This is a genomic window from Streptomyces sp. NPDC028305 (assembly GCF_055569495.1).
In genome coordinates, this window is record NZ_JBVHTN010000007.1 from 284129 (window position 1) to 306403 (window position 22275).

15 protein-coding genes are annotated in these 22275 nt (G+C 73.6%); 8 read left to right on the forward strand and 7 right to left on the reverse strand.

What is annotated here, in order from left to right:
* The first annotated feature begins 7 nt into the window (after nucleotides 1–7).
* Together ACZ4WQ_RS31040 and ACZ4WQ_RS31045 are read left to right on the forward strand one after the other, a co-directional pair.
* Nucleotides 8–1726 carry an ABC transporter ATP-binding protein gene (locus tag ACZ4WQ_RS31040; RefSeq protein WP_398373323.1) on the forward strand — a complete coding sequence of 573 codons (1719 nt, stop codon included), beginning with the start codon at nucleotides 8–10 and terminating at the stop codon, nucleotides 1724–1726.
* The gene (locus ACZ4WQ_RS31045) at nucleotides 1723–3441 is read left to right on the forward strand and encodes an ABC transporter ATP-binding protein (protein ID WP_398373325.1); all 1719 of its coding nucleotides are present in this window, start codon (nucleotides 1723–1725) and stop codon (nucleotides 3439–3441) included. The genes ACZ4WQ_RS31040 and ACZ4WQ_RS31045 overlap by 4 nt, the downstream gene beginning before the upstream one ends.
* A gap of 88 nt (nucleotides 3442–3529) precedes the next feature.
* Here ACZ4WQ_RS31045 and ACZ4WQ_RS31050 read toward each other — a convergent pair whose 3' ends face one another.
* Nucleotides 3530–4135 carry a DUF4291 domain-containing protein gene (locus ACZ4WQ_RS31050; protein WP_398373327.1) on the reverse strand — a complete coding sequence of 202 codons (606 nt, stop codon included), beginning with the start codon at nucleotides 4133–4135 and terminating at the stop codon, nucleotides 3530–3532.
* Nucleotides 4136–4265: 130 nt separating this feature from the next.
* Here ACZ4WQ_RS31050 and ACZ4WQ_RS31055 point away from each other — a divergent pair, with 130 nt between their 5' ends.
* Nucleotides 4266–5012, forward strand: coding sequence for a DUF429 domain-containing protein (locus ACZ4WQ_RS31055; protein ID WP_398373329.1), 747 nt, complete (start codon nucleotides 4266–4268; stop codon nucleotides 5010–5012).
* A 279-nt stretch (nucleotides 5013–5291) separates the two neighbouring features.
* Here the strand turns inward: ACZ4WQ_RS31055 and ACZ4WQ_RS31060 are convergent, their stop codons facing one another.
* From ACZ4WQ_RS31060 to ACZ4WQ_RS31075, 4 genes are all read right to left on the reverse strand, one after another.
* Entirely contained in the window at nucleotides 5292–6509 is a 1218-nt protein-coding gene (locus ACZ4WQ_RS31060; protein WP_361188096.1) for a transglycosylase family protein, read from the reverse strand.
* A 2112-nt stretch (nucleotides 6510–8621) separates the two neighbouring features.
* The gene (locus tag ACZ4WQ_RS31065) at nucleotides 8622–9431 is read right to left on the reverse strand and encodes an SAM-dependent methyltransferase (RefSeq protein ID WP_385337231.1); all 810 of its coding nucleotides are present in this window, start codon (nucleotides 9429–9431) and stop codon (nucleotides 8622–8624) included.
* Nucleotides 9432–9495: 64 nt separating this feature from the next.
* Nucleotides 9496–9732 (reverse strand): DUF397 domain-containing protein, encoded by a 237-nt coding sequence (locus ACZ4WQ_RS31070; protein WP_311725411.1) that lies wholly within the window; start codon nucleotides 9730–9732, stop codon nucleotides 9496–9498.
* The gene (locus ACZ4WQ_RS31075) at nucleotides 9733–10593 is read right to left on the reverse strand and encodes a helix-turn-helix domain-containing protein (RefSeq protein ID WP_311725412.1); all 861 of its coding nucleotides are present in this window, start codon (nucleotides 10591–10593) and stop codon (nucleotides 9733–9735) included.
* 128 nt (nucleotides 10594–10721) lie between these two features.
* On the opposite strand from ACZ4WQ_RS31075, the gene ACZ4WQ_RS31080 reads away from it, so the two are divergent.
* A complete protein-coding gene (locus ACZ4WQ_RS31080; RefSeq protein ID WP_311725413.1) occupies nucleotides 10722–11126 on the forward strand; it encodes a hypothetical protein in 405 nt (134 codons plus the stop codon).
* A 99-nt stretch (nucleotides 11127–11225) separates the two neighbouring features.
* Here ACZ4WQ_RS31080 and ACZ4WQ_RS31085 read toward each other — a convergent pair whose 3' ends face one another.
* Entirely contained in the window at nucleotides 11226–13166 is a 1941-nt protein-coding gene (locus tag ACZ4WQ_RS31085) for a pyridoxal phosphate-dependent aminotransferase (RefSeq protein ID WP_398373332.1), read from the reverse strand.
* 150 nt (nucleotides 13167–13316) lie between these two features.
* On the reverse strand, nucleotides 13317–15605 hold the full coding sequence (locus ACZ4WQ_RS31090; RefSeq protein ID WP_468022596.1) for an ATP-binding protein: 2289 nt from the start codon (nucleotides 15603–15605) through the stop codon (nucleotides 13317–13319).
* 303 nt (nucleotides 15606–15908) lie between these two features.
* Between ACZ4WQ_RS31090 and ACZ4WQ_RS31095 the strand changes: the two genes are divergently transcribed.
* From ACZ4WQ_RS31095 to ACZ4WQ_RS31110, 4 genes are all read left to right on the forward strand, one after another.
* Nucleotides 15909–18119 (forward strand): ATP-binding protein, encoded by a 2211-nt coding sequence (locus ACZ4WQ_RS31095; RefSeq protein WP_468022597.1) that lies wholly within the window; start codon nucleotides 15909–15911, stop codon nucleotides 18117–18119.
* A gap of 177 nt (nucleotides 18120–18296) precedes the next feature.
* On the forward strand, nucleotides 18297–18491 hold the full coding sequence (locus tag ACZ4WQ_RS31100) for a DUF5999 family protein (RefSeq protein WP_311725417.1): 195 nt from the start codon (nucleotides 18297–18299) through the stop codon (nucleotides 18489–18491).
* Nucleotides 18488–18976: an ATP-binding protein gene (locus tag ACZ4WQ_RS31105; protein ID WP_311725418.1), complete on the forward strand. Its 489-nt coding sequence runs from the start codon at nucleotides 18488–18490 to the stop codon at nucleotides 18974–18976. The genes ACZ4WQ_RS31100 and ACZ4WQ_RS31105 overlap by 4 nt, the downstream gene beginning before the upstream one ends.
* Nucleotides 18977–19289: 313 nt before the next feature.
* Nucleotides 19290–22217, forward strand: coding sequence for a helix-turn-helix transcriptional regulator (locus tag ACZ4WQ_RS31110; protein ID WP_468022598.1), 2928 nt, complete (start codon nucleotides 19290–19292; stop codon nucleotides 22215–22217).
* Nucleotides 22218–22275 lie beyond the last annotated feature (58 nt).

Sequence of the window (22275 nt, forward strand, 5' to 3'; positions counted from 1 at the left end):
ATGACGTTTGTCGACCTCATCGACCCTGCCCGCCGCAAGGAGGACGACCTCCGGTAGGCACGTCCTCCGCTTCCTCCTGCCGGGCCGCGGCGCCGCCGCACTCCTGGCCCTCACCATCACCGCCGCCACCGCCCTGCCGCTGGCGGCACCCCAGTTCACCCGTCGGCTCGTCGACGGCGCCAACGCCGGCGAGGACGCCCGCCGGCTCACCCTCATCGCGCTGGCCTACCTCGTCCTGGCCGTCGCCGGGCAGGGCGCCCGTACCGTCACCGCCTGGCTGGCCGGCAAGGCAGCCTGGGACGGCACCAACCGGCTGCGCGAACACCTGGCCGAGCACACCCTCGGCCTGGACCTCGCCTTCCACGGCGAACACACCCCCGGCGAGCTGATCGAGCGGGTGGACGGCGATGTGTCCGCTATCGCCGACTTCGTCGTGGCGTTCCTGCTGGACGTCGTGGCCGGGGTGCTGCTGCTGTGCGGGGTGATCGCGGTGGTGGCCGTGGTCGACCCGCGCATCGGCCTCGCCCTGCTGGTCTACTGCGCGCTGATCGGCCTCGGCATGGTCCACGCGCAGCGCCTGGCCGTGCCCTCCGCCACCCGTGCCCGGGCGGCCGACGCCACGCTCTTCGGCTTCCTGGAGGAGCGGCTGGCCGGAGCCGAGGACCTGCGTGCCAACGGGGCGGGCGAGCACACCGTCCGCCGCTTCCACCAGGCCTGCGCTCACCTGTGGCGCGTCGGACGGCGCGCCAGCGCGGTGGGCAGTGTCGTCCTGGCCGCCACCAGCGTGGCGTTCGCGGCCGGCACCGCGCTCATGGCCGGCCTGTCGGGCGCCCTCAGCATCGGCACCGCGGTACTGCTGTTCCAGTACACCCTCATGGTCCGCACACCGTTCGAGCGGCTGATCGACCAGCTGCGCCACTACCAGACCGCCCTCGCCGGAGTGGCCCGCATCGGCGAGCTGCTGGCCGAGCGCCGCACGCTGACCGTCCCGGCCACCGCCGAGGAGCTGCCCGCCACCGGACCGCTGCGTCTGGAGCTGGACGGTGTCGGCTTCTCCTACGGCGGCGAAGACGGCGGGCCGGTGCTGCGCGACATCAGCCTCGCCCTCGCCCCGGGCGAGACGCTCGGCCTGGTCGGCCGCAGCGGCAGCGGCAAGACCACTATCGCCCGCCTGGTGGCCCGGCTGTACGACCCGACGGCGGGCGCCGTCCGGGTCGGCGGCCTGGATCTGCGCGAGGTGGACCCCGCCTCGCTCCGCGACCGGATCGCCGTGGTCACCCAGGACGTGCAGCTGTTCGCCGCCGATGTCCGGGACAACCTCACCCTGTTCCGCCCCGGCCACGACGACGAGCGGCTGCGGGCCGTCCTGGCCGAAGTAGGGCTCCCCGCCTGGGACCTCGACGCCCCACTCGGCAAGATCTCCGCGGGCCAGGCCCAACTGCTGGCGTTCGCCCGGGCCCTGCTGGCGGACCCCGGGCTCGTGGTGCTCGACGAGGTGTCCAGCCGGCTCGATCCGGCCACCGAGCGCCACATCGGCGACAGCACGGCCCGGCTGCTGACCGGCCGGACCGGGGTGCTCATCGCACACCGGCTCGAATCGCTGTCCCGCGTGGACCGGATCGCCGTCCTGTCCGACGGAAAGGTCGTCGAGCACGGCACCCGGGAGGAGCTTCTCGCCGACCCCGCCGGCCGGTTCGCGCGGATGCTCGCGGGGGTGCGCCGATGAGCCCCCTCGCGGCGGTGACCGCCACCCTGGTCCGGTTCGATCTGCGCCGCTTCCTCATCGGTGGCCTCCTGTGGATGCCGGCCAGCGTCCTGCCGCTGGTCGGCGGGCTGATCCTCCAGCGGATGTTCGACCACCTCACCCTCGGCAGGGTGCCGCTGATGCTGTGCGCGGCCTTCGTGGGGGTGGAGCTGGTCCGCGGCCTGACCATCGCCATCGCCTGGACGTACGGCGACTACTGGTGGAGCGCGGCGGCCGCCCTGCTGCGGGGCAATGTGCTGCGCTCGATCCTGAGTGGGAAGGGGCGGGTGCCGCACTCGTCCGGGGAGGCGCTCTCCCGGCTGCGTGACGACGGCGCCGAAGTGGTGGAGTTCGTGGACGAGTCGGTGCCGCTGGCCGGAGCCGTGCTGTTCAGCACCGCCGCGCTGGCCATCATGGTGTCCATCCACCCGGCCGCCACGCTGGCCCTGATCGTGCCCACGCTCGCGATCGGGGTGGCGAGCCGGCTGCTGAACCGCGTGACCGGACGGCTGCACCGGGAGGCCGCCGTGCGCGGCGCGGCCGTCACCGGCCACCTCGGCGAGGTCTTCACCGGAGTGCTCGCGATCAAGACCGCCGGGGCCGAGAAGGCGGCGCTGGACCGTCTGCGGGCGCACAACCGGCTGCGCCGCGACGCGGCGGTCAAGGACCGGCTCGCCACCGACCTGCTGACCACCGCGACCGGCGCGAGCGTCGAGATCAGCGTCGGCCTGGTGCTGCTGCTGGCCGCCCCGGCCATGCGCCGCGGCGAGTTCACCGCGGGCGACCTGGCGCTGTTCACCACCTACATCGGCTGGCTCACCGCGCTGCCGCGGACCGTCGGGTCGATCCTCGCCCGGATGCCCCAGTCCGCGGTCTCCACCGAGCGGCTCACCCGGATGACCGGCCCGGACAACAGCCTGTCCCACGACTCCGGCGTCTGGTTCCACCAGGACTACCCCGTCGCGGCCGCGGCGGCCCACGACGATCCGCTGGAGACACTCCAGGCGCGGGGGCTGGCCGCCCGCCACGGCCTGCACGGGGTGGACCTGGAGATCGAACGGGGCACCCTCACCGTGATCACCGGGGCGGTGGGTTCGGGCAAGACGACGCTGCTGCGCACCCTCCTCGGACTGGAACCGCCGGTGGCCGGCACGATCCGCTGGAACGGCGGGCCGGTCGCCGACCCCGGCGCCTTCCTGGTGCCCGGCCGGGCCGCGTACGTCGGCCAGGTGCCGCGGCTGTTCTCCGCCACGCTGCGGGAGAACCTGTTGCTCGGCCGGGATCCCGGCCGCATCGAGCAGGCGGTGGCCGCCGCGGCGTTCGACCGCGACCTGGCCGCGCTGCCCGAGGGTCTGGACACCCTGGTCGGCCCCCGGGGCGTACGGCTGTCCGGCGGCCAGGCCCAGCGGGTGACCGTCGCCCGGGCCCTGGTCCGCTCACCCGACCTGCTCGTCGTGGACGACCTGTCCTCGGCGCTGGACATGGAGACCGAACAGCTGCTGTGGGAGCGGATCACCGGCCTCGCCACGCTGCTGGTCGTCTCCCACCGGCCGGCCGTACTGGCCCGCGCCGACCAGGTCGTCGTCCTGGACCGGGGCCGGGTGGCCGGGCGGGGGACGCTGGACGAACTGCTGGAGAGCTGCCCGGAGATGCGGCGTCTGTGGGCGCGGGAATCCCTGGAAGGAGCGGCTGAATAGCCAGACCGGCGTGAGGGCCCGGGGCGTGGCGCGTCGGCGCCGCGCCCCGGGCCGCGCCCGTGGCCCCCGGCACCGAACGGAACACCGCTCAGGAGGCCACGGGCTCGCGCAGATGGCCCAGCAGTTCGTCCCCGGCCGGGTACGGGCGCTCCTCGGGCAGCAGCTTCGCGGCCGCGTCCAACTCGTCCCGGCGCACCAGCGCGTGGATCTCGTGAGCCAGCGCGGTCACATCGGTGATCGAGACCGTCCACTCGTCCGCGTACCGGCGCGCCGCCTCGCCCGACAGGCCCAGCTGAAGCGAGCGGTACGGCAGCGGCCGCAGCCGCGGATCGCGCTCCGGGTCCCACTGGACGCGCGCGGGGGCGGCCTTCAGCGCGCGCTGCCAGGCGGCCCGGTCGGGGTGGAGCCCGGGTTCGTAGTGGGACAGGCACGACCGGCCCAGCGCCCACTCGAATCCCGCACGGGTGATCTCGACGGCCAGGACGGTCTCCTGGCCCTCCTTGGCGCCCCAGCCGCAGCGGTACATCATCCACAGGAACGACGGCTTGATCCAGGTCATCCGGTCGCGCTTCCAGGCCGCCGGGAAGCGGCCGTCGCGCGCCGCGGGCAGGCCGAGGTGCGGAGCGTACGCCTGGTAGACGGTGACCGTGGACCTCGTGTGGAGCGCGCGGATGCGATGTCGCGGTTCTTGCATGGCCACCAGGGTGGCGGGCGTACGCGGCGGGCGGCCAGCGAATTACGGGGGCGCGGTCCCCTCCCGTCCTGGCGCGCCCACGGAGGTGCGCTCTCGCGGCGCGGCCGGGACGCGTGGTCGGATACGGCCCATGGGTTCCCCAAGCGCTTCTCCCCGCCCCTCTCCCGCCGCCGAAGACGCGGGCCCGCGGGCCGCGGCCACGGACGCCGTGGGGGTGGACGCCTGTCCGGGTGGCTGGGTGGCGGTGACCCTGCGCGAGGGCCGGTTCGCGGGCGCCGACCGGGACGCGGCGCTCGCCGCGCTGCTGGCACGGGTGCCGGCGGCGGCCGTGGTGGCGGTCGACATGCCGCTGGGGCTGCTGGAGACCGGGTGGCGCCGCGCGGAGGAGCTGGCCATACGTCAGGTGGCCCCGCACCGCGCGCGGGTGTTCCCGGTGCCGCCGCGCGTGGTATGGGAGGAGTCCGGCTACGACGCGGCGAACGAGCGCTGCCGCCACCTCACCGGCTCGGGGCTGCCCCGCCAGTCCTGGGGCCTGGCGGTGAAGCTGCGGGAGGCCAACGCCTGCCGCGAGGGCGGCGACCGGCGCCTGTACGAGGTGCATCCGGAGGTCTCCTTCGCGGCCATGAACGGCGGCCGCCCGGTCGCCTGGTCCAAGAAGAGCTGGAACGGCCAGGTCCAGCGGCGGCGGCTGCTCCTCGGGCAGGACATCGCCCTGCCCGAGGAGCTCGGCCCGGCGGGCCGGGTCCCGCCGGACGACGTTATGGACGCCGCGGCGGCGGCCTGGAGCGCCCACCGGATCGCCCTCGGCACCGCGGTGAGCCTGCCCGACCCGCCCGAGACGACGCGCGACGGGCTGCCGGTCGCCATCTGGTATTGAGGAGCCGGTCGGTATGGGGGCGAAGCGCGGCGGCGAGTGAGCCAGGGCGCGCCGCCCGCGCCGGAGGCGCTGATGTGCACTGTGAAAGGGAGAGCGCGCACAGGCCCCGAGGCTGCGGTCGCCACGCGGCGGAGCCGCAGATCGACGCGGTCGGCTACCGCCGCGTGGTCGACCGTCGACAGGGGCTGTAGCGCCCCGGAGGGGAACCGAGCTCGAGAAGAAGGGGCCGCCCGGCCCCCTCCGCCGGGCGGCCTCCCCGATCGCCGGTCCGGCCGGTCGTCAGACGATGACTCCGCGCGAGCGCAGATAGGCGACGGGGTCGACGTCCGAGCCGTAGCGCGGACCGGTGCGCACCTCGAAGTGGAGGTGCGGTCCGGTGGCGTTGCCGGTGGCTCCGGAGCGGCCGATCCGCCGGCCGGTGTCCACCGTCTGTCCGGGGCGCACCGCCAGCGAGGACAGGTGCGCGTACTGGGTGTAGAGGCCGTCGTGGTGCCGGATCACCACCTCGTAGCCGTAGGAGCCGCCCCAGCCCGCGGTCACCACGACGCCCGGGGCGGCGGAGCGCACCCCGGTGCCGAGGGGCACCACGAAGTCCACCCCGGTGTGGTGGCCGCCTGCCCAGCGCGGTCCGCGGACGCCGTAGGAGGTGCCGAGCGGCCCGCTGACCGGGGCCACATGGGCGCGCCGGGCGGCGGGCCGCCGGGCGCCGTGGGCCGAGGTGCCGGACGCCGTGGCCCCTGCCTTGCCGGTCTTGTGGTGGCTGTTCGACGCCGGACGCGGCTGCTTCGCCTGCGGCCGCTTTCCGTGGGCCGCCGCCGTGCGCGCCTGGCCGGAGCGGGAGGGGAAGGCGAGCCGCTGCCCGGGGAAGATCATGTCCGGGTCGGGGCCGACAGTGCGCCGGTTGGCGCGGTAGAGCGCCTTCCAGCCGCCACTCACGGACTCGCGCAGCGCGATGCGGGACAGCGTGTCCCCGGCCCTCACCCGGTACGGGCCGGAGCCGGTGGCGTGCCGCCGCGGGGCGGCCGAGTGGTGGCGGGAGCCGGTGGATTTGCGGGACCCGGCGGAGTGGCCGGAGTGGCCGGAGCTGCCGCGGCCGGTGCCGGCCGCGGGCCGGCTGTCGCGGGTCAGCCGCCCCCGGACCGAGCAGACCGGCCAGGCGCCGGGGCCCTGGTGGCGCAGCACCGCCTCGGCCACGGCGATCTGCTGGGCCCGGGTGGCGAGGTCGGCCCGGGAGGCGTACTTGGCTCCGCCGAACGCCTCCCAGGTGTGCTGGGAGAACTGGAGACCGCCGTAGTAGCCGTTGCCGGTGTTGATGTCCCAGTCGCCGCCGCTCTCGCATTCGGCGACCTTGTCCCAGGTGTCCGAGGGGGCCGCGGTGGCCACTTCGGCGCCCAGGAACGGCAGGACGAGTCCCACGCTGCCCACGGTGAGGGCGGCGCAGAGGGGCGAGACCCGGCTGGTTGGTGCGGAACGGCGGTGACTTCGTCGTTGGGCCATGGGCCTGTTCCTCTCCACGAGCTTTCACTCGCCCACCGGCTGCCCCGGCGGGCTGTACGAGTACCGCAGCCGGGGGCCGCAGGTCACAAGGCGCAGGGGGCCGCACGGACCGCCGCACGCCGTCGAGTGCCACCCCCGCGGAAGCTGATGCCCCGTCAGGCGTGAGCCGCAAGGCGCGTGGAGGCCGGGGGGCGCACGGCTCGGGCCGGCGCGGGCCGCGGCCTGGACGCCGAGGGGGCCGGGCGGGCCGTGCCCGGCGCGGCGGTGGAGGCCCGGACCGTCCGGGGCCCGGCGGGAAATGATTCTTTCCCGGAGCGCACCGGGCCGGCTAATCCGCGCGATTGCCCTTTCCCGGCCCCATCGGTACCGCCGGCCTCGGGGAGAGGCGAAATACGCCCGGTGAGGGGGTTGGGGCGATGCCGGGCCGGGACCCGGCCGCCGCCCGGAATCCGCCGGCCCGCGGGCCGCCCCCGGTCACCGGCCCAGCCGTAGGGGGTCCGGCCGGGAGGTCGGCGGAAAAGCGCGAACGCCCTGGCCGGGTCCGTCTGTTGGGGGCGGGAGAGAAGCGGGACAGAGAAGAACGGGGGGAGAAGGGGAGAAGAAGAACGGATGGGCCATGAGGCCGGCGGCGGTCCGGCCCGGGTCCTCGCCCCGGCCGTGATCCTCGGACGACGCCGCACGCGAGATCGGGCCTTGGCCCTGTTTTGACGCGGTGTCATCGAGTCGCGGCGGAGGGTATATCGAGATCGGGTCCGGCGCTCACTCGTGTCGTCCCGGGCGGATGCATTTGCGGTCCTGGGCGCGGGGTTCGAACCGAGGCCCGGACCTTGGCACGCGGTTCCGGTACGAGGCGGGTCGTATATCGAAGCGGTCCGGAACCGTCCCTTCCTGAACTATCCCGGTACGAAGCCGTGGTGCGGAGGTGCTTCGTCCGGTCGAAGGGCGTGGGGCTGTGCCTCTCGCAGGGCCGGACGTGTCTGGACGCCGTGCTCGGACCCGCTCCTTCCTGGGGGTATGGACGCGCGCCACGCCGTACGGGGCTGCCGTCACGGGTCCGGGCGCCCAGGTGGGGCTGTGGCCGGAGCGGCGGGGCCCGATTTCGGCGTTGTCCGTGGTCCGTCCCTTCTCATCCGTATCGATTTGCGACTTCGTCGAGTGCGGACGCAGATGCAGAGGCAGACGCAGACGCGGAGCCCCGGTCCCCGACGTGGGATGGAGCGTCCGGCCGACCGGTTCCTTACCGCCCGTATGGATTTGCGGCTCCTGGTGCGGGGTTCGGCCCCCGGACCGGGCATGCTACGGAGACGGAACCCGCGGCTGCGCGGCCGAGCCGTAAAATCGACCTTGTCCCTGAACCGTCTCTTCTCGGCCGCGGTGATATCCGCCGCGCCCGCTGCGCCTGCGGCCCGGACCGGCGACGGTCCGAAGCCCGCCGCCGTGCGGCGTGGTCGCAAAACGAGGCCGTCCGCGAGAGTCGGGATAGGGAAAGATCCGCTGTACGGCCGCGCTTCTCCCGAAAAGGCGTCCGTCGCCGGGGGTGTGGGAAACTGGCGGAGAATCAGGCGGTCCATGTATAGCGGGATGCGTGCCGCCGCGCATACCATGGCAATCACATCGACTTCCTCCGCAGACCGCCCGCCGGGGCGGCTTGTGAATAATCAACTCTCCCCGTCGGCCAGTCGGGACCCTGGAGGGCATCACCGCCCTCTTTATCCGGGCCCCGTCCGCCGGTGAGCGGGAAGGGCCCGTAACCGGGCCCGCACCGCCGGGAGAGCGCAGCGTGCCTACGACGTACGGTGGTCGCCGCCGCGCGGCGCCGTACGTGAAGTGTCGTATGCGTGCCTACGCCATGCCGCTGGACGCCTCACCCGGGGGCGCACGGTGCGCCGGGGCGTGCCGCCGACCGCCCGTCGGGCACCGGGCGGGGCGGCTGTCTCCGCGATTCACGCCCCGTTCCTGACCTCTCCGGCCGCCGAACACGCCGTATACCAGCGCTACTTGGCGAAGCGGCGACCACCACCGAAGGCCGGCCCGGGGCCACCGCGGACACTCGCCCGCCACCTCGCGGGGCGGCGGGCAGGTGTCGCCTCGGGGGCCGCCACCGGCCCCGGCTCAGGGTTTGCGAGCCACGCCCGCGTAGACCGTGACCGGCGGGTCGTCGGGCGCCAGCTCCTCCGTCTCGGCGTCCGGCCGCCAGTGCGACACCAGGACGGGCGCCGGGCCGACGGGCTCCAGGCCGTGGAAGAACCTGGCGACCTCCGCCCGGGTGCGTGGCCGCAGGGTCACCCCGCCCTCGCGGTACAGGGCCACGACCCGCTCCGCCTCCTCCTCGCTGCCGTCGGCGGTGGCGTGCGAGAACACGAGGTGGCTGCCCGGGGCGAGCGCGTCGATCAGGCCGCGCACCAGGTCGTAGGCGCCCTGCTCGTCCGGGATGAAGTGCATGAGCGAGATGAGCGACAGGGCCACCGGCCGGTTCAGATCGAGCACCTCGGCGGCGAGGTCGATGATCTTCCCCGGCTCGCGCACATCGGCCTCGAGGTAGTGGGTGGCGCCCTCCGGTGTGCTGCGCAGCAGGGCCTCGGCGTGGCGCAGCACGATCGGGTCGTTGTCCGTGTAGACCACGCGGGAGTCGGGGGCTATCCGCTGAGCCACCTGGTGGAGGTTGGGCTCGGTGGGGATTCCGGTGCCGATGTCGAGGAACTGGCGGGTGCCGGCGCGGGCGAGCCACTCGGTGGCGCGGTGCATGAACAGGCGGTTGACTTTGGCGGAGGTGGCGACGGTGGGGTCGATGTCCAGGATCTGTACGGCCAGTTGCTCATCGACCGGGTAGTTGTTCTTGCCGCCGAGGATGTAGTCGTAGACACGGGCCGGATGCGGCCTGCTGGTGTCGATTCTGGTGAGCCCGGATTCGGGCCCGGGCACTGACGGTGCTGACATCGGGCGCTCCATGGGGGTCGGCGCGGGTGGGTCGGGAGATGCGGGTGCGTCAGGAGACCAGGAAGTCGGCCTTGCCGGCCTTGGCGCCCTGGATGAAGGCGATGATCTCGCTGCGGGTGTAGATCAGCGCCGGGCCCTCCGGATCGGTGGACTGACGGAGTGCGACCCGGCCGTCGTCCAGCTTCCTGGCCTCGACGCAGTTGCCGCCGTTGCCACCGCTCCACGGCTTGTGCCAGCCCTCGTTGCCGAGGTCGGCCGCGCGCATGCCGTTGTAAATGCGATCCATTCAGAGCTCCTTGCGGAAATCGCGGAGGATTTCCTTTGTGCGTCGTGCGGTTGCCGCCTGGGCCGCCATGCGGTCCAGGACCTCCAGGTGCGAGGCCACCTCGACACGTTCGTCGAGGTAAACGGCGCCGGTCAGGTACTCGACATAGACCATGTCCGGCAGTTCGGGTACAGCGAAGCGGAACAGGACGAAGGGCCCGTAGGTGCCCGGGTGGTGGCCCGAGGCGAACTCCGCGATCTGTAGCGTGACGTTCGGCCGCTCGGTGGCCGCCAGCAGCCGCTCGACCTGCCGCCGCATGATCTCGGGGGTGCCGACGGGCCGGCGCAGCACGGTCTCGTCCATCACCACCCACAGATGCGGGGCGTCCTCGCGGGTGAGCAGCGCCTGGCGCTCCATGCGCAGGGCGACGTGCCGCTCGGCCTCCTCGGTGTCGACCTGGCCGACGGCGCCGGTGCGCATGATGGCCCGGGCGTAGTCCTCGGTCTGGAGCAGGCCGGGGACGAAGTGCGGCTCATAGGCGCGGATGACCGCGGCCGCGCCTTCCAGGCTGACATGCACGCTGAACCAGTCCGGCAGGATGTCGTGGAACCGCTGCCACCAGCCGGGCCGGTTGGCCTCCTCGGTCAGGGTGATGAACGACTGGGCCTCGTCGCCGGTGACGCCGTAGGCGTCCAACAGCATCCGCACATACGGGATCTTCAGGGCGACCTCGGCGGTCTCCATCCTGCGGATGGTGGCGGCGGCCACGTGCAGCACCTGGGCGGCCTCCTCGCGCCGCAGGCCCGCTCTCTCCCGCAGATCCCGCAGACGCTTGCCCAGGACGACCTGGCCCACGGTCGGGGCGGACCGCGGTTCACTCACTTCTACCTCCCGCAGCTGATGCCCGAAGTGTGTCATGCCCTGAATGGAGCGGACACACTGCACTTGCGACTCTGCACTTTTCAGAGTGCCTCTTGCCAAGTGCACAAGGCGTTACGCATAGTGGCGTCGTGATCCCGTCAACTCACGCGGCGCCGCCCAGGCCCCGCTGCCGACGGCGTCTGGAGCTGCCGCCCACGCTGTTCGCCGACGCCGGATACGACGCCGTCGCCCTGCCGGAGCGGCATGGGCGTCAAGTCATGGAGCTGCTGCCCCGGTCGGGCTGTGTGTATTCCGCCGCCGGACGGTGGTGGTGGATCGTCCCGCCACGGTCGGACTGCGGGCTCAACTGGCCCGCGATGGCCCTGTATTCGGTCGGCGCGGTGGTGACCGGCGGATCGTGGCGAGCGGATCCGGCGGACGAGGCGCCCCGGCTGATCCACCGGCCCGAGGGCACCGTGCCGTACACCCACCCGCTGGTGCTGCACATCGCCGTGTGCGCGGTCGCCGGGATCCCCCCGACCTGGCCCGGCTAGGCCCGCCTGGCCGGCCCGGCTGGGCCAGGCCAGGTTCTGTCGGCTAGCTTCTGTCGGCCCCGACGGGCCCCGGGACGGATCCCGGGGCCGCGTCCGCCGTCATGCCCCGCTGTCGGTCTGGAGATACGCGGCCGGGCGGGGATAGCGGCGCAGGGCGCCCCCGCCGGGCGGGTCGTCGCTGTCCATGGACGGACGCGCCGGGGCCGGAGTGGCCGGAGCCGGAGCCGGATCCGGGGCGGGGGCCGGGTCCGCGACCACCGTCGGCATGTAGATGAGGGTGTCGTCCATCGACGAGCGGTCCGCCGCGACGGCCGCCGGGTCCGGCGCGTACACCGTCATCCGCCCACCCGTGGGCGGCTGTTGGGCGGCCTGCGCGGGCTGGGCAGGCTGCACGGTCTGGGCGGGCTGCGGCGCGCTCTGCTGGGCCGGCTGCTGGAGGGCCTGCTGCATGGCCTGGAGCCGGGCGTACGCGCCCGTCGCCTGCTGCTGGGCCTGAGGGGCTGCCTGGAAGGTCTGGGTGAGCTGTGGCTGCGGCGTGGGCTGGAGGGCCTGCCAGGACGGCACCTGGCCGGCGGGGGTGTACGCGGCGGGGGCCAGCTCGGCCATCGGCTGCGCCTGGGGCTGGGGATAGGCCGCGGGCATCGCCTGCTGCCCCGCGTACAGCCCATAGCCGTCCTGGACGGGCTGGAGCGGGGTGGCTGGGTAGAGCGCGGGCTGCGGCGTCTGCACGGACTGGAGAAGCTGCTGAAGCTCGGACTGCGGCTGCGGCAGCGCGTACGACGTCTGCTGCGGCAGCGCGTACGAGGGCTGCTGCGGCAGGGCGTACGACGGCTGCTGCTCCACCATGTAGGACGGCTGCTCCAGCAGGTAGGAGGGCTGCTGGTCCAGGGAGGGCTGCGGGGCGTACCAGGCCGTGCCGTACAGCACCGTGCTCAGCCCGGTCAGCAGCCGCTGCACATCAGGCTGGGAGCGCACCACCAGCCGCATGAACTGGCTGCTGCTGCCGAGCTTGTTGCCGCATTCGCGGACCAGTACGCCGTGTTCGGACAGCAGCCGGTCGCGCACCTGGGCGCCGTCGGCGCCCTCCGGGAGCTTGACGAACACGAAGTTGCCCTGGGACGGGTAGACCGTCAGCCCGGGCAGGTTGGCCAGCTGGGCGGTCATATCGTGTCGGTCGCGGCTGAGCATGCGCAGGCTCTGCGCGTACTCCGGCTGGTATCGCTTCAGCATGAAGACGATGACCTCGGCGAAGGAATTGAGATTCCATTTCGGCAACCGGGAGCGGATCTGGACGGCGAGCGCCGGATTGGCGACCAGGTAGCCGAAACGGACCCCGTGCAGGCCGAAGTTCTTGCCGAGGCTGCGCAGCACGATGACATTGGGCCGCAGTACCGCCTCGTCCACGACGCTCGGATACGCCTCGGCGTCGGCGAACTCCAGGAAGGACTCGTCGATGACGACCAGATCGAGGTCGGCGAGCGCGTCCATCATGGAGACGACGGCCTGCCGGGACAGCAGCCCGCCGTCGGGGTTGTTCGGGTTGCAGATCACCGCGACCCGCGAGCCCCGGGCCCTGACGAAGGAGACGAAGGCGTCCGGGTCGAGCCGGAAGCCGTCCATCTCCGGGAGCTGGAACATGTCGACCCGCTTGCCGGTCTCCATCGGCTGGTCGGTCCACCGGCCGAAGGTGGGTATCGGCACCGCCAGGCTCTCCTTGACCAGCAGGTGGTCGATCCAGGTGATGAGCTCGGTCGAGCCGTTGCCCATCGCCATGGTCTGCGGCTGGAGCCCCAGCAGACTGGCCAGTTCGGCGGTGATGGTGTCCGCCGAGCTCGGGTAGTACGTGAGGATGTCCCGCAGCCGGACCGCCAGCACCGCGAACATGGCGGGCGTGGGGAAGTACGGGTTGCAGGGGATGCAGAAGTCGACGACGTCCTGGCCCACTCCCGCGCGGGAGAGGGAGAAGTAGGACGGGCTGTGGTTGGTGCCACGGAACAGTTCCGTGGCATTACCGGAATTGCCGACTGCGGCAACAGTCACAGCAGGACCTCCTCGGTCACGGGGCCGTGCGGACACGACCGTTGCTGCTCTGTCTCCAGAGCCTGCTGCATGATCCCTCAATCGTCACTCTGCTGAGGATTTTCGTGGGGTGTTTGAGAAGTTCGGGACAGGGGAACAAGTGGGCGGTTATCATTCCGCCTCAAAATCGTGTTCGGTTCGATGCTGTCCGGCCACCCAGACTGCCACTTGAGCCCGGGAGTTGAACCCGAGTTTGCTCAGAATGCGCTCGATATGGCCCTCGGCGGTGCGCTGGGCGATCACCAGCGCGGCCGCGATCTCCTTGTTGCTCAACCCCTGGGCGACCAGTCGCGCGATCTCGGTCTCGCGCGGCGTCAGCGGCGAGGGCTGCTCGGCCTCCGCGACCGGGGCCCGGGCGGGCAGCTGATCCAGGAGCGCGTACGTGAGCGCCTCGTCGTAGGAGAGCCGGACGCCCTCCTTGACCGCCGCCTGGAACGCCTGCTTGCCCAGGGCCCGCTGGGTGTCCGCCGCGCAGGCCTCGTGGTAACGGATGAGATGTCCGTACCCCGACAGCGGGGCGCCGATGCTCTGCCAGATGTTCCGCAGGGCGCCCAATATCCTGGCGGCCCGCTGGTATCCCTTCTGCGAGGCCGAGATCCAGGCCAGCACCTCCAGGTTGACCCCGACTCCCAGCGGGTCGTCCAGTGAGCGGTTGAAGGTCAGGCTCTCCCGCTCCAGGGCGGCCGCGCGTTCGTGGTCGCCCTGGCGCCACACCTCGACGCCGAGCGCCATCGTCGCGTACGCGCGGTGCCAGCCCTCCCCGTACGCGTCGCACACCGCCAGCGACTCCTCGCCCAGCGCGATGGCGCGCGGCGAGTCGCCCAGGAAGGAGTGGGTCAGGGAGAGCCGGATGAGCGCGAGCGCCAGCCCCACCGGGTCGTCGGCGGCGCGATGGCGCACCACCGCCTCCTCGTAGAGCCCGATCGCCGACTCGGGGTCGTCCCGGCACATGGCGATCATCCCGGAGTAGAGCGCCACATAGCCGAGGACCGCGTCGCGCCCCAGCCGGACACCGAGCGCCCGGCACTCCTCCAGCATGGCGGCGGCCGCCTCGATGTCGGTCTGGATGATGGCCAGCCAGCTGTCGGTCCACAACGCGCGGGCGCGCGTCTCGGTGGGCTCGGCGCACAGGGCCAGGCCCCGGTCCAACCAGCCGCGCCCCTCGGCGAGGTAGTAGCTGGTGATCCAGTGGTAGAGCAGGTCGGTCGCGATGCCGAGCCCGGCCGCGGCCTGCCCGGGCTCGGTGAAGCTGTACTCCAGCGCGGTGCGCAGATTGGCGTGCTCCCGCTGGAGCCGGGCGAACCACGACACCTGGGTGGGGCCGAACAGCTCCGCGCGGGCCGTGGCCGCCAGCCGCTGGTAGTAGTCCCGGTGGCGGCGCAGCCGCACCGCCTCCTCCCCGGCCGCCGAGAGCCGTTCCCGGCCGTAGTGGCGCAGCGTGTCCAGCATCCGGTAGCGGACCGCCTCCGGGTGGTCCTCCCGGATCAGCACCGACTTGTCCACCAGCCCGGCCACCAGGTCCAGCACGTCCTCGCGGTGGATGCCGTCCCCGCCGCACACCGCCTCGGCCGCGTCCAGGTCCAGGCTCCCGGCGAACACCGAGACCCGGGCCCACAGCAGCTGTTCTTTCCCGGTGCACAGGTCGTAGCTCCAGTCGACGAGCGCCCGCAGCGTCTGATGGCGCGGCAGGACGGCCCGCGAGCCCGTGGTGAGCAGCCGGAACCGGTCGTCCAGCCGGTCGAGCAGCTGCTGTACGGACAGCGCCCGCAGCCGTACCGCCGCCAGCTCGATGCCCAGCGGGATGCCGTCCAGCTGGCGGCAGACCCGCTCCACCGCGTCCCGGTTGGTCTCGGTGACGGAGAACCCGGGCAGGATGGCGCCGGCCCGCTCCACGAACAGCCGCACCGCGTCGCACTGTGCCAGTGCCGCGGTGGACAGCCGGGGGCCCGTGGCGTCCGGCAGTGCCAGCGTCGGGACGGCCAGGGTCTGCTCGCCCGCGGTGCCCAGCGCCTGCCGGCTGGTGGCCAGGACGCGCAGCCGGGGGGCCTCGCGCAGCAGCCGGCCGGTGAGCAGGGCGCAGGCCTCTATCAGCTGCTCGCAGTTGTCCAGGAGGATCAGTGCCTGCTTGTCCCGCAGGTGGTCGACCAGGGCCTCGACCGCGGGCCGGGAGGAGTGGTCCCGCAGCTCCAGGGCCTCGCTGACGCTCTGCGGCAGCAGCCCGGGGTCGGCCAGCGCGGCCAGCTCGACCAGCCACACGCCGTCCGGGAACGCGCGGCGCGCGTCCTCGGCCACCCGCAGCGCCAGCCGGGTCTTGCCGACCCCGCCCACGCCGGTCAGGGTCACCAGCCGTGAGGCGGACAGCAGCCGTTTGACCTCGGCCGCCTCGTGCCGACGCCCCACAAAACTCGTCACCTCGGCCGGCAGCCTTCCGGTGTGCCGACCGTTCGAGGTGCCTGATGCCACCGCGCTCATGGATGCCTCGAACCAGTCCCGGCCGCCGGGTCTCCTTCTCGGGCCATCGGGCCGGGCCCGACGCTTCCAGGCTATGCCTGGCCTCTTGGGGGCGCGCGGGTCCGGGGAGGCGCCGGGCGGGCGGGGCGGGGGAGACACAGGGAGAATGGTGGTAATGCGCCGTTTGGGGCCGTGTGGGGAGTGCAGGTCGGCGGCCGGAGGCGGTGGCAGGACGGAAGCGAAGGACATCGCATGACGGCGACGCGTGACGAGGGCGGGCGCCGCGGCGGGGCCGGGCCCGCCCGCGGGCCGGGAGCGGCCGGTGCGGCGGTGTCGGCCGGTGCGTCCGGGCTGGTCGGCCGGGCGGGCGAGCTGTCCGAAGCCCGGCGGCTGCTCGGGCGTACGCGGCTGCTCACCCTCACCGGCGTTGCGGGGGTCGGCAAGACCCGGCTGGCGTTCGGCGTGGCCGATCTGGTGCGCGGGGACTTCCCGGACGGCGTGTGGACGGTCGAGCTCGCCGCGCTGGAGGACCAGAGCCTGCTCCCGCAGACCGTCGCCGGCGCGGTGGGGCTGCGGGACCAGGCCGCGCGGTCGGCGGTGGAGCTGCTCGGGGATCATCTGAGCGGCAAGCGGGCGCTGCTGGTCCTCGACAACTGCGAGCACCTGGTGGAATCCTGCGCGCGGCTCGCCGACAGCCTGCTGCGGCGCGCCCCCCGGCTGTGCGTGCTGGCCACCAGCCGTGAGCCGCTGCGGGTGCAGGGGGAGACGGTCCTGTGGGTGCCCTCCCTGCCCGTGCCCGAGCCGCACCGGCGGCACCGCCCGGAGGCGCTGGCACGCTGCCCGGCGGTGGAGCTCTTCGTGGCCCGCGCGGCGCGGGCCTCGCCCTCGTTCACCCTCGGCCCGCACAACGCCGACACCGTGGCCCTGCTGTGCGAGCGGCTGGACGGACTCCCGCTGGCCATCGAGCTGGCCGCCGCCGTACTGCGGACTCTCGACCCCGAGCAGGTGCTGGACCGGATGGACCGGTGCCTGGAGCCCGCGGCGGGGGAGGCCGGGGTAGCGGAGCCCGCGGCGGGGGAAGCCGCCCCTGCCCGGGCCCGCCACGAGACCCTGGGCGCGGCCGTCGACTGGAGCTTCGACCTGTGCTCCCCGGGCGAGCGGGCCCTGTGGGCCCGGGTGTCGGTGTTCGCCGGGGACTTCGACCTGCGGGCGGCGGAGGAGATCTGCTCCGGCGACGGCCTGGCCCGCGAGGACGTGCTCGACCTGGTGACCGGGCTGGTCGACAAGTCGGTTCTGGTGCGGGAGGAGCGGGGCGGCCGGGTCCGCTACCGGCTGCTGGAGACGATCCGCAAGTACGGCCGGGCGCGGCTGGCCGGATGCGGGCAGGCCGCGGCGGCGCGGCGGCGCCACCGCGACTGGTACCGCGACCTGGTGCGCGAGGCCGAGGAGGAGTGGCTCACCCCGCGCCAGGAGGAGTGGCTCACCCGGCTGCGCGGCGAGATCGCGAATCTCCGCGCGGCCCTGGAGTTCTGCTGCGCCGAGCCCGGCGAGGCCCGCGCCGGTCTGGAGATCGCCGCAGGGCTGTGGCCCCACTGGATCTGCGGCGGCAGCCTCGGCGAGGGCCGCCACTGGCTCGGCCAGGCGCTGTGGCTCGCGCCCGAGAGCAGCGAGGCCCGGGGCAAGGCCCTGTGGGTGGACGCGTGGCTCGCGACGCTCCAGGGGGACACGGCCGCGGCGCTGCCCCGGCTCGACGAGTGCCGGGAGCTGGCCCTCCGGCTCGGGCACGAGCCCACCCTGATCCGCGCCACCCAGCACCGGGGCGGCCTCGCGCTGTACGAGGGCGACTTCCCCCGGTCGATCCGCCTCATCGAGAAGGCGCTGGAGGGCCACCGCGCGGCCGGTGACCGCAACGGCGTCATGAGCGCCCTCTACCAGCTGACCATGGCCTGCTCCCTGTACGGCGACGCCCGGGCCTCGGCCTTCGGCGAGGAGTGCCTGGCGCTGTGCGAGGCCGGCGGGGCCCAGTGGGCCCGCTCCTACGCGCTGTGGGCGCTGGGCCTGCACACCTGGCGCCGCGGCGACCGGCGGCGCGCCACCACCCTGGTGCGGGACGCCCTGCGCACCCGGTGGGCGGTGCGCGACAGGTGGGGGATGGCGCTGTGCCTGGAGGTGCTGGCCTGGACCGCGGCCTCCGGCGGACAGTCCGGGCACGGCGCGCGGCTGCTCGGCGCGGCGGACGCGATGTGGAGCTCCCTGGGCGCCTCGCCCTCGGGGTTCCGGCACCTGGCCGCCGTGCACGACGAGGCCGCCGCCCGGCTGCGCGCCGACCTGGGCGGCGCCGCGTACGCCGCCGCGTACCGGGCGGGGACGCGGCTGACGGACGACGAGGCCGCGGCCGCCGCGCTCCACGCCCCCCACCGGCCCCGCCCCCGCGGCCGCCGCGCGGCCTCGGCCGGCGCGTGAACCCAGCGGCGGGCGGAGGCGAACCGAGCCCTAAAAAGGAGGCGAGTGAGCCCCGAAAGACCACTCAGGTACCCATGCGGGGATTTCTCCCCTCCCCGGGGGATGTCCCCGGACGCATGCTGAATGTCTCGATTCCGGATTCCGCCGGAAGTCGGCGGAAGATCGAAGGCCCGAGCCATGTGTGACCACCAGCCTCCCTGCCCGCCCGCCGAAGCCACCGATCACGATTCGGCGCGTCTCGTGGCAACCCACCCCGAGCAGGGGTGGAGCCTCCTGTGCAACGGTGTGGTGATCTTCGCGGACACGGGTGAGCTGCTCCCCGACGGACGCGTCGTCCCCGCCCCCCGTACCTCCCCGGACCAGACCGCATGACGAATGCACCCACCGTGGCCCTCGCGCCACCGCCAGGCACCCTCCGGCGGCCGGCGCGGCGTGGAGCCCGCGCCGCCGACCGGGGGGTGTCCTGGGTGCTGCCGTCCCATCCCTCCTCGGTGTCCACCGCCCGGCGGCTGGTGCTGTCGCAGCTGGCCGTATGGGCGCTGGCAGGCCCGACGGACGATGCGGAACTGCTGGTCAGCGAGGTCGTCACCAACGCGCTGCGCTACACCGGGGGGCCGGTGCGGCTGACGCTGTGCCTGTGCCCCGCGGAGGACGCGCTGCGCTGTGAGGTGGAGGACGCCGACCCCACGCCCCCGTGTGCCCGTGAGGCCTGCGAGGACGACGAGGGGGGCCGGGGCCTCTACATGATCGACCTGCTGGCCCGCTGCTGGGGCAGCCAGCGGACGGGCTCGGGTAAGACGGTGTGGTTCGAGCTGCACATCCGTCCCGGCGCCGAGGGACACCCCGACGCCCCCTGATCAACAACGACATGTGACCCTCGACGAAAGGAGATGCCATCGGACGGTACAGCGCAAACACGCACTCCGTGATGCCGAACGGCCCGGGGACCGGAAGGTGAGTGCCCTCCACCGCGACTTCCGGCCCCGGGCCTCGCCACGCCCGCCCGGCGGGCCGCCGCGGCGGTGGCGCGAACACCGATTCCGTAGGGCATCACCGATCACTGACGCATCGGTTGATCACCTTCGTATCACTCGTGTAGCCTTGTGATCGCATTGAGTAGCATATTTTGTCCGGCTTATCGCAGCGGGTTGGGGCGCGAGGGGGCTTGTGATGGACCGGACCGGCGAATCCTGGTTATCCGGCTCCCTGATCGGGCGCTCCCGCGAGCTGGCGGCCCTGGGTGAGCACGCCGAGGCGGCGCGCTCCGGGCGCGCCGGGTTGGTCATCCTGTCCGGCCCGGCCGGTATCGGCAAGACCAGTCTGCTGCACGCCTTTGTGAACGGCGGGGCGTGCCGGGACATGACGGTGCTCCACGGCAGATGCGGCGAGGTCGTCACCAACGCGGGCTACGGCGGCGTACGGGCCCTGTTCGGCCGCTTGGGGCTGTCCGAAGCCGACACAGCCGACGGCGCCGAGGAATCCCCGCTGCTGCGGGGCAGCGCCCGCCGCGCGTTGCCCGCCCTGCGGCCCCGCCCCGGCGAGGAGGGGCCGGGCACGGCCGCGACCGTCTACCCCGTGCTGCACGGGCTCTACTGGCTCACGGTCAATCTGACGGCGCGCGGCCCGCTGGTGCTCGTCCTGGACGACGCGCACTGGTGCGACGAGCGGTCGCTGCGCTGGATCGACTTTCTGCTGCGCCGCGCGGACGACCTGCCGCTGCTGGTGGTGCTGGCCCGGCGCACCGAGGCCGAGCCCGCCGCCCCCGGCGCCCTCGCGGACATCGCCGCCCACCCCCGCTCCACGGCGCTGCGTCTGGAGCCGCTGACCGAGGACGGGGTGGGGGAGATGGTCGGGCGGGTCTTCCCGGCGCCCGTGGACCCCTCCTTCGTCGAGCGCGCCGCGGCCGTCTCCGGGGGCAACCCGCTGAAGCTCGCCAGGCTGCTGGGCGAGTTGCGGTCCAGGGGTGCGTCGCCGGACGAGAAGAGCCTGGGCGCGGTCGCCGAAGTGGGCCAGGGCGTGGTCGCGCTGTCCGTGCGCGCCCTGCTGGACCGCCTGCCCGCCTGGGTGCGCGATGTGGCCACGTCGATCGCGGTGCTCGGCGAGGTGGAGTCGGAGCGGGCCGAGCACGTTGGGGCGCTGGCCGGAGTGCCCGCCGCGCTGGTCGAGGAGGCCGTGGCGGCGCTGCGGCGCGCGGAGGTGGTCGCCCCCGACCGGCTGGAGCCGGCGCATGACGTGGTGCGCTCGGCGCTGCTGGACTCGGCCGCCGCCGAGGAACTGGGCGAGCTGCGGGTCAGGGCGGCCCTGTTGCTCAGCGACGCCGGGCGGCCGGCCGAGGAGGTCGCGGGCCAGCTGCTGCTGGTGCCCGCCGTGGACCAGCCGTGGATGGCGCGGGTCCTGCGGGACGCGGCCGCGCTGGCCGAGACCCGGGGCGCCCCCGAGGCCGCGGTCCGCTATATGTACCGGGTCCTGGAGGCGGAGCCGGACAGCGTGTCGGCGCGCGCCCAACTGGCCAGGTCGCTGGCGGAGATCAACCCGCGCGAGGCCATCGGGCTGCTGGAGGAGGCGCTGGAGCTGGCCCTGGACATACGCGTCCGGGCGACCATCGCCGTCCAGCTGGGGATGGCCTGTCTGACCGTGCAGCGGGCGCCCGCCGCCGTGCGGGTGCTCGGCGAGGTCCTGGACGCGCTGGAGGCCGAGCTGGGGTCCGGCCCCCACCCCGATCCCGCCGACCGCGAGCTGCGCGCCCTCGTCCAGTCGGTGCTGCTGATCACGGGGTGCGACGAGAAGGCGACGATCACCGCCGTCCGCGCCCGCTTCGCGCGGATGGCCGCCCCGGCCGGGGACACCCCGGCGCAGCGTCAGATATTGGCCATGATGAGCGTGCTGACGGCGATGGACGGCCGCTCGGCGGAGCGGGCGGTGCGGCAGGCGCGGCGCGCGCAGCGGGGGTCGGACGCCGCGACCGGCACCCTGCCGCTGATCTTCTCCTCGCTGGCGCTCTCCCTCGCCGACGAGGTCCAGGGCTCGCTGGAGGCGCTGGACCGCTCGCTGCGCTACAGCCAGGAGAACGCGGCGGTGTGGACGTATGTGCTCGCCCTGTCCTCCCGCGCCCTGATGCTGCACGCGATGGGCGAGATCCCGGACGCGCTGGCGGACGCCCAGACCGCGGTGGAGATCATCGCCGGGGAGCGCTGGAGCGGCCATGTGACCATGCCTCAGACGGCGCTGGCCACCGCGCTCGTCGACCGCGGCGAGCCGGAGCGGGCCGAGGCGCTGCTGGAGAAGATCGACCGGCCGAACCTGGATGGCTTCGTGCTGGAGTACCACTTCTATCTGATGGCGCGGGCGCGGGCCCGCTGGGCGCTGGGCGACGGCGAGACGGCGCTCGGCCTGCTGCTGGACTGCGGCAGGTCCCTGGAGGAGACGGGGTTCACCAACCCGGCGTTCGCGCCCTGGTGGGTCGAGGCGGCCTGTCTGCTGGCGGAGTTGAAGCGTCCGGAGGAGGCCGGGGACATCGTCGAGTGGGGCGCCGGCCTCGCCGAGCGGTGGGGGACGTCCCGGGCGCTCGGGCTGGCCGCGCTCGCCCGTGGTGTGACCACCGGGGGAAGCCGGGGCGTCGAGCTTCTCGCCGAGTCGGTCGAGTCGCTGTCCCGGTCGCCCGCCAGGGCCGAACACGCCAGGGCCGAGTATCTGCTGGGCGGGGCGTTGCTGGAGGCGGGCGACCCGCGCGGCGCCCGTGAGCATCTGCGGACCGCCGCCGACCTCGCCTGGCGCTGCGGGGCGCTCGCGCTCGCCAAGGAGGCCCGGCGGCGGCTGGTCGCCTCCGGCGGGCGGATGCGGGAGATCACCGCCTCGCCGCTGGATCTGCTGACCGGCATGGAGCGCACGGTCGCGAACCTCGCCGCGGCCGGGGCGGGCAACCGCGAGATAGCGGAGTCGCTGTTCATCACGGTGCGCACCGTCGAGATGCATCTGACCGGCGTCTACCGCAAGTTGAGCGTCGGTCACCGGGCCGAGCTCGGCGCCGTGCTGCACACCCGGAGCGCCCCCGATCCACGGGCGCCGGCCTGGGTTTCCGCGTCCCGCGGGCGGAGTTGAGCGGTGCGCCCCGCAGCTCGGACCCGCCCCGACTATAATCTCAGTGTATAGTGAACCG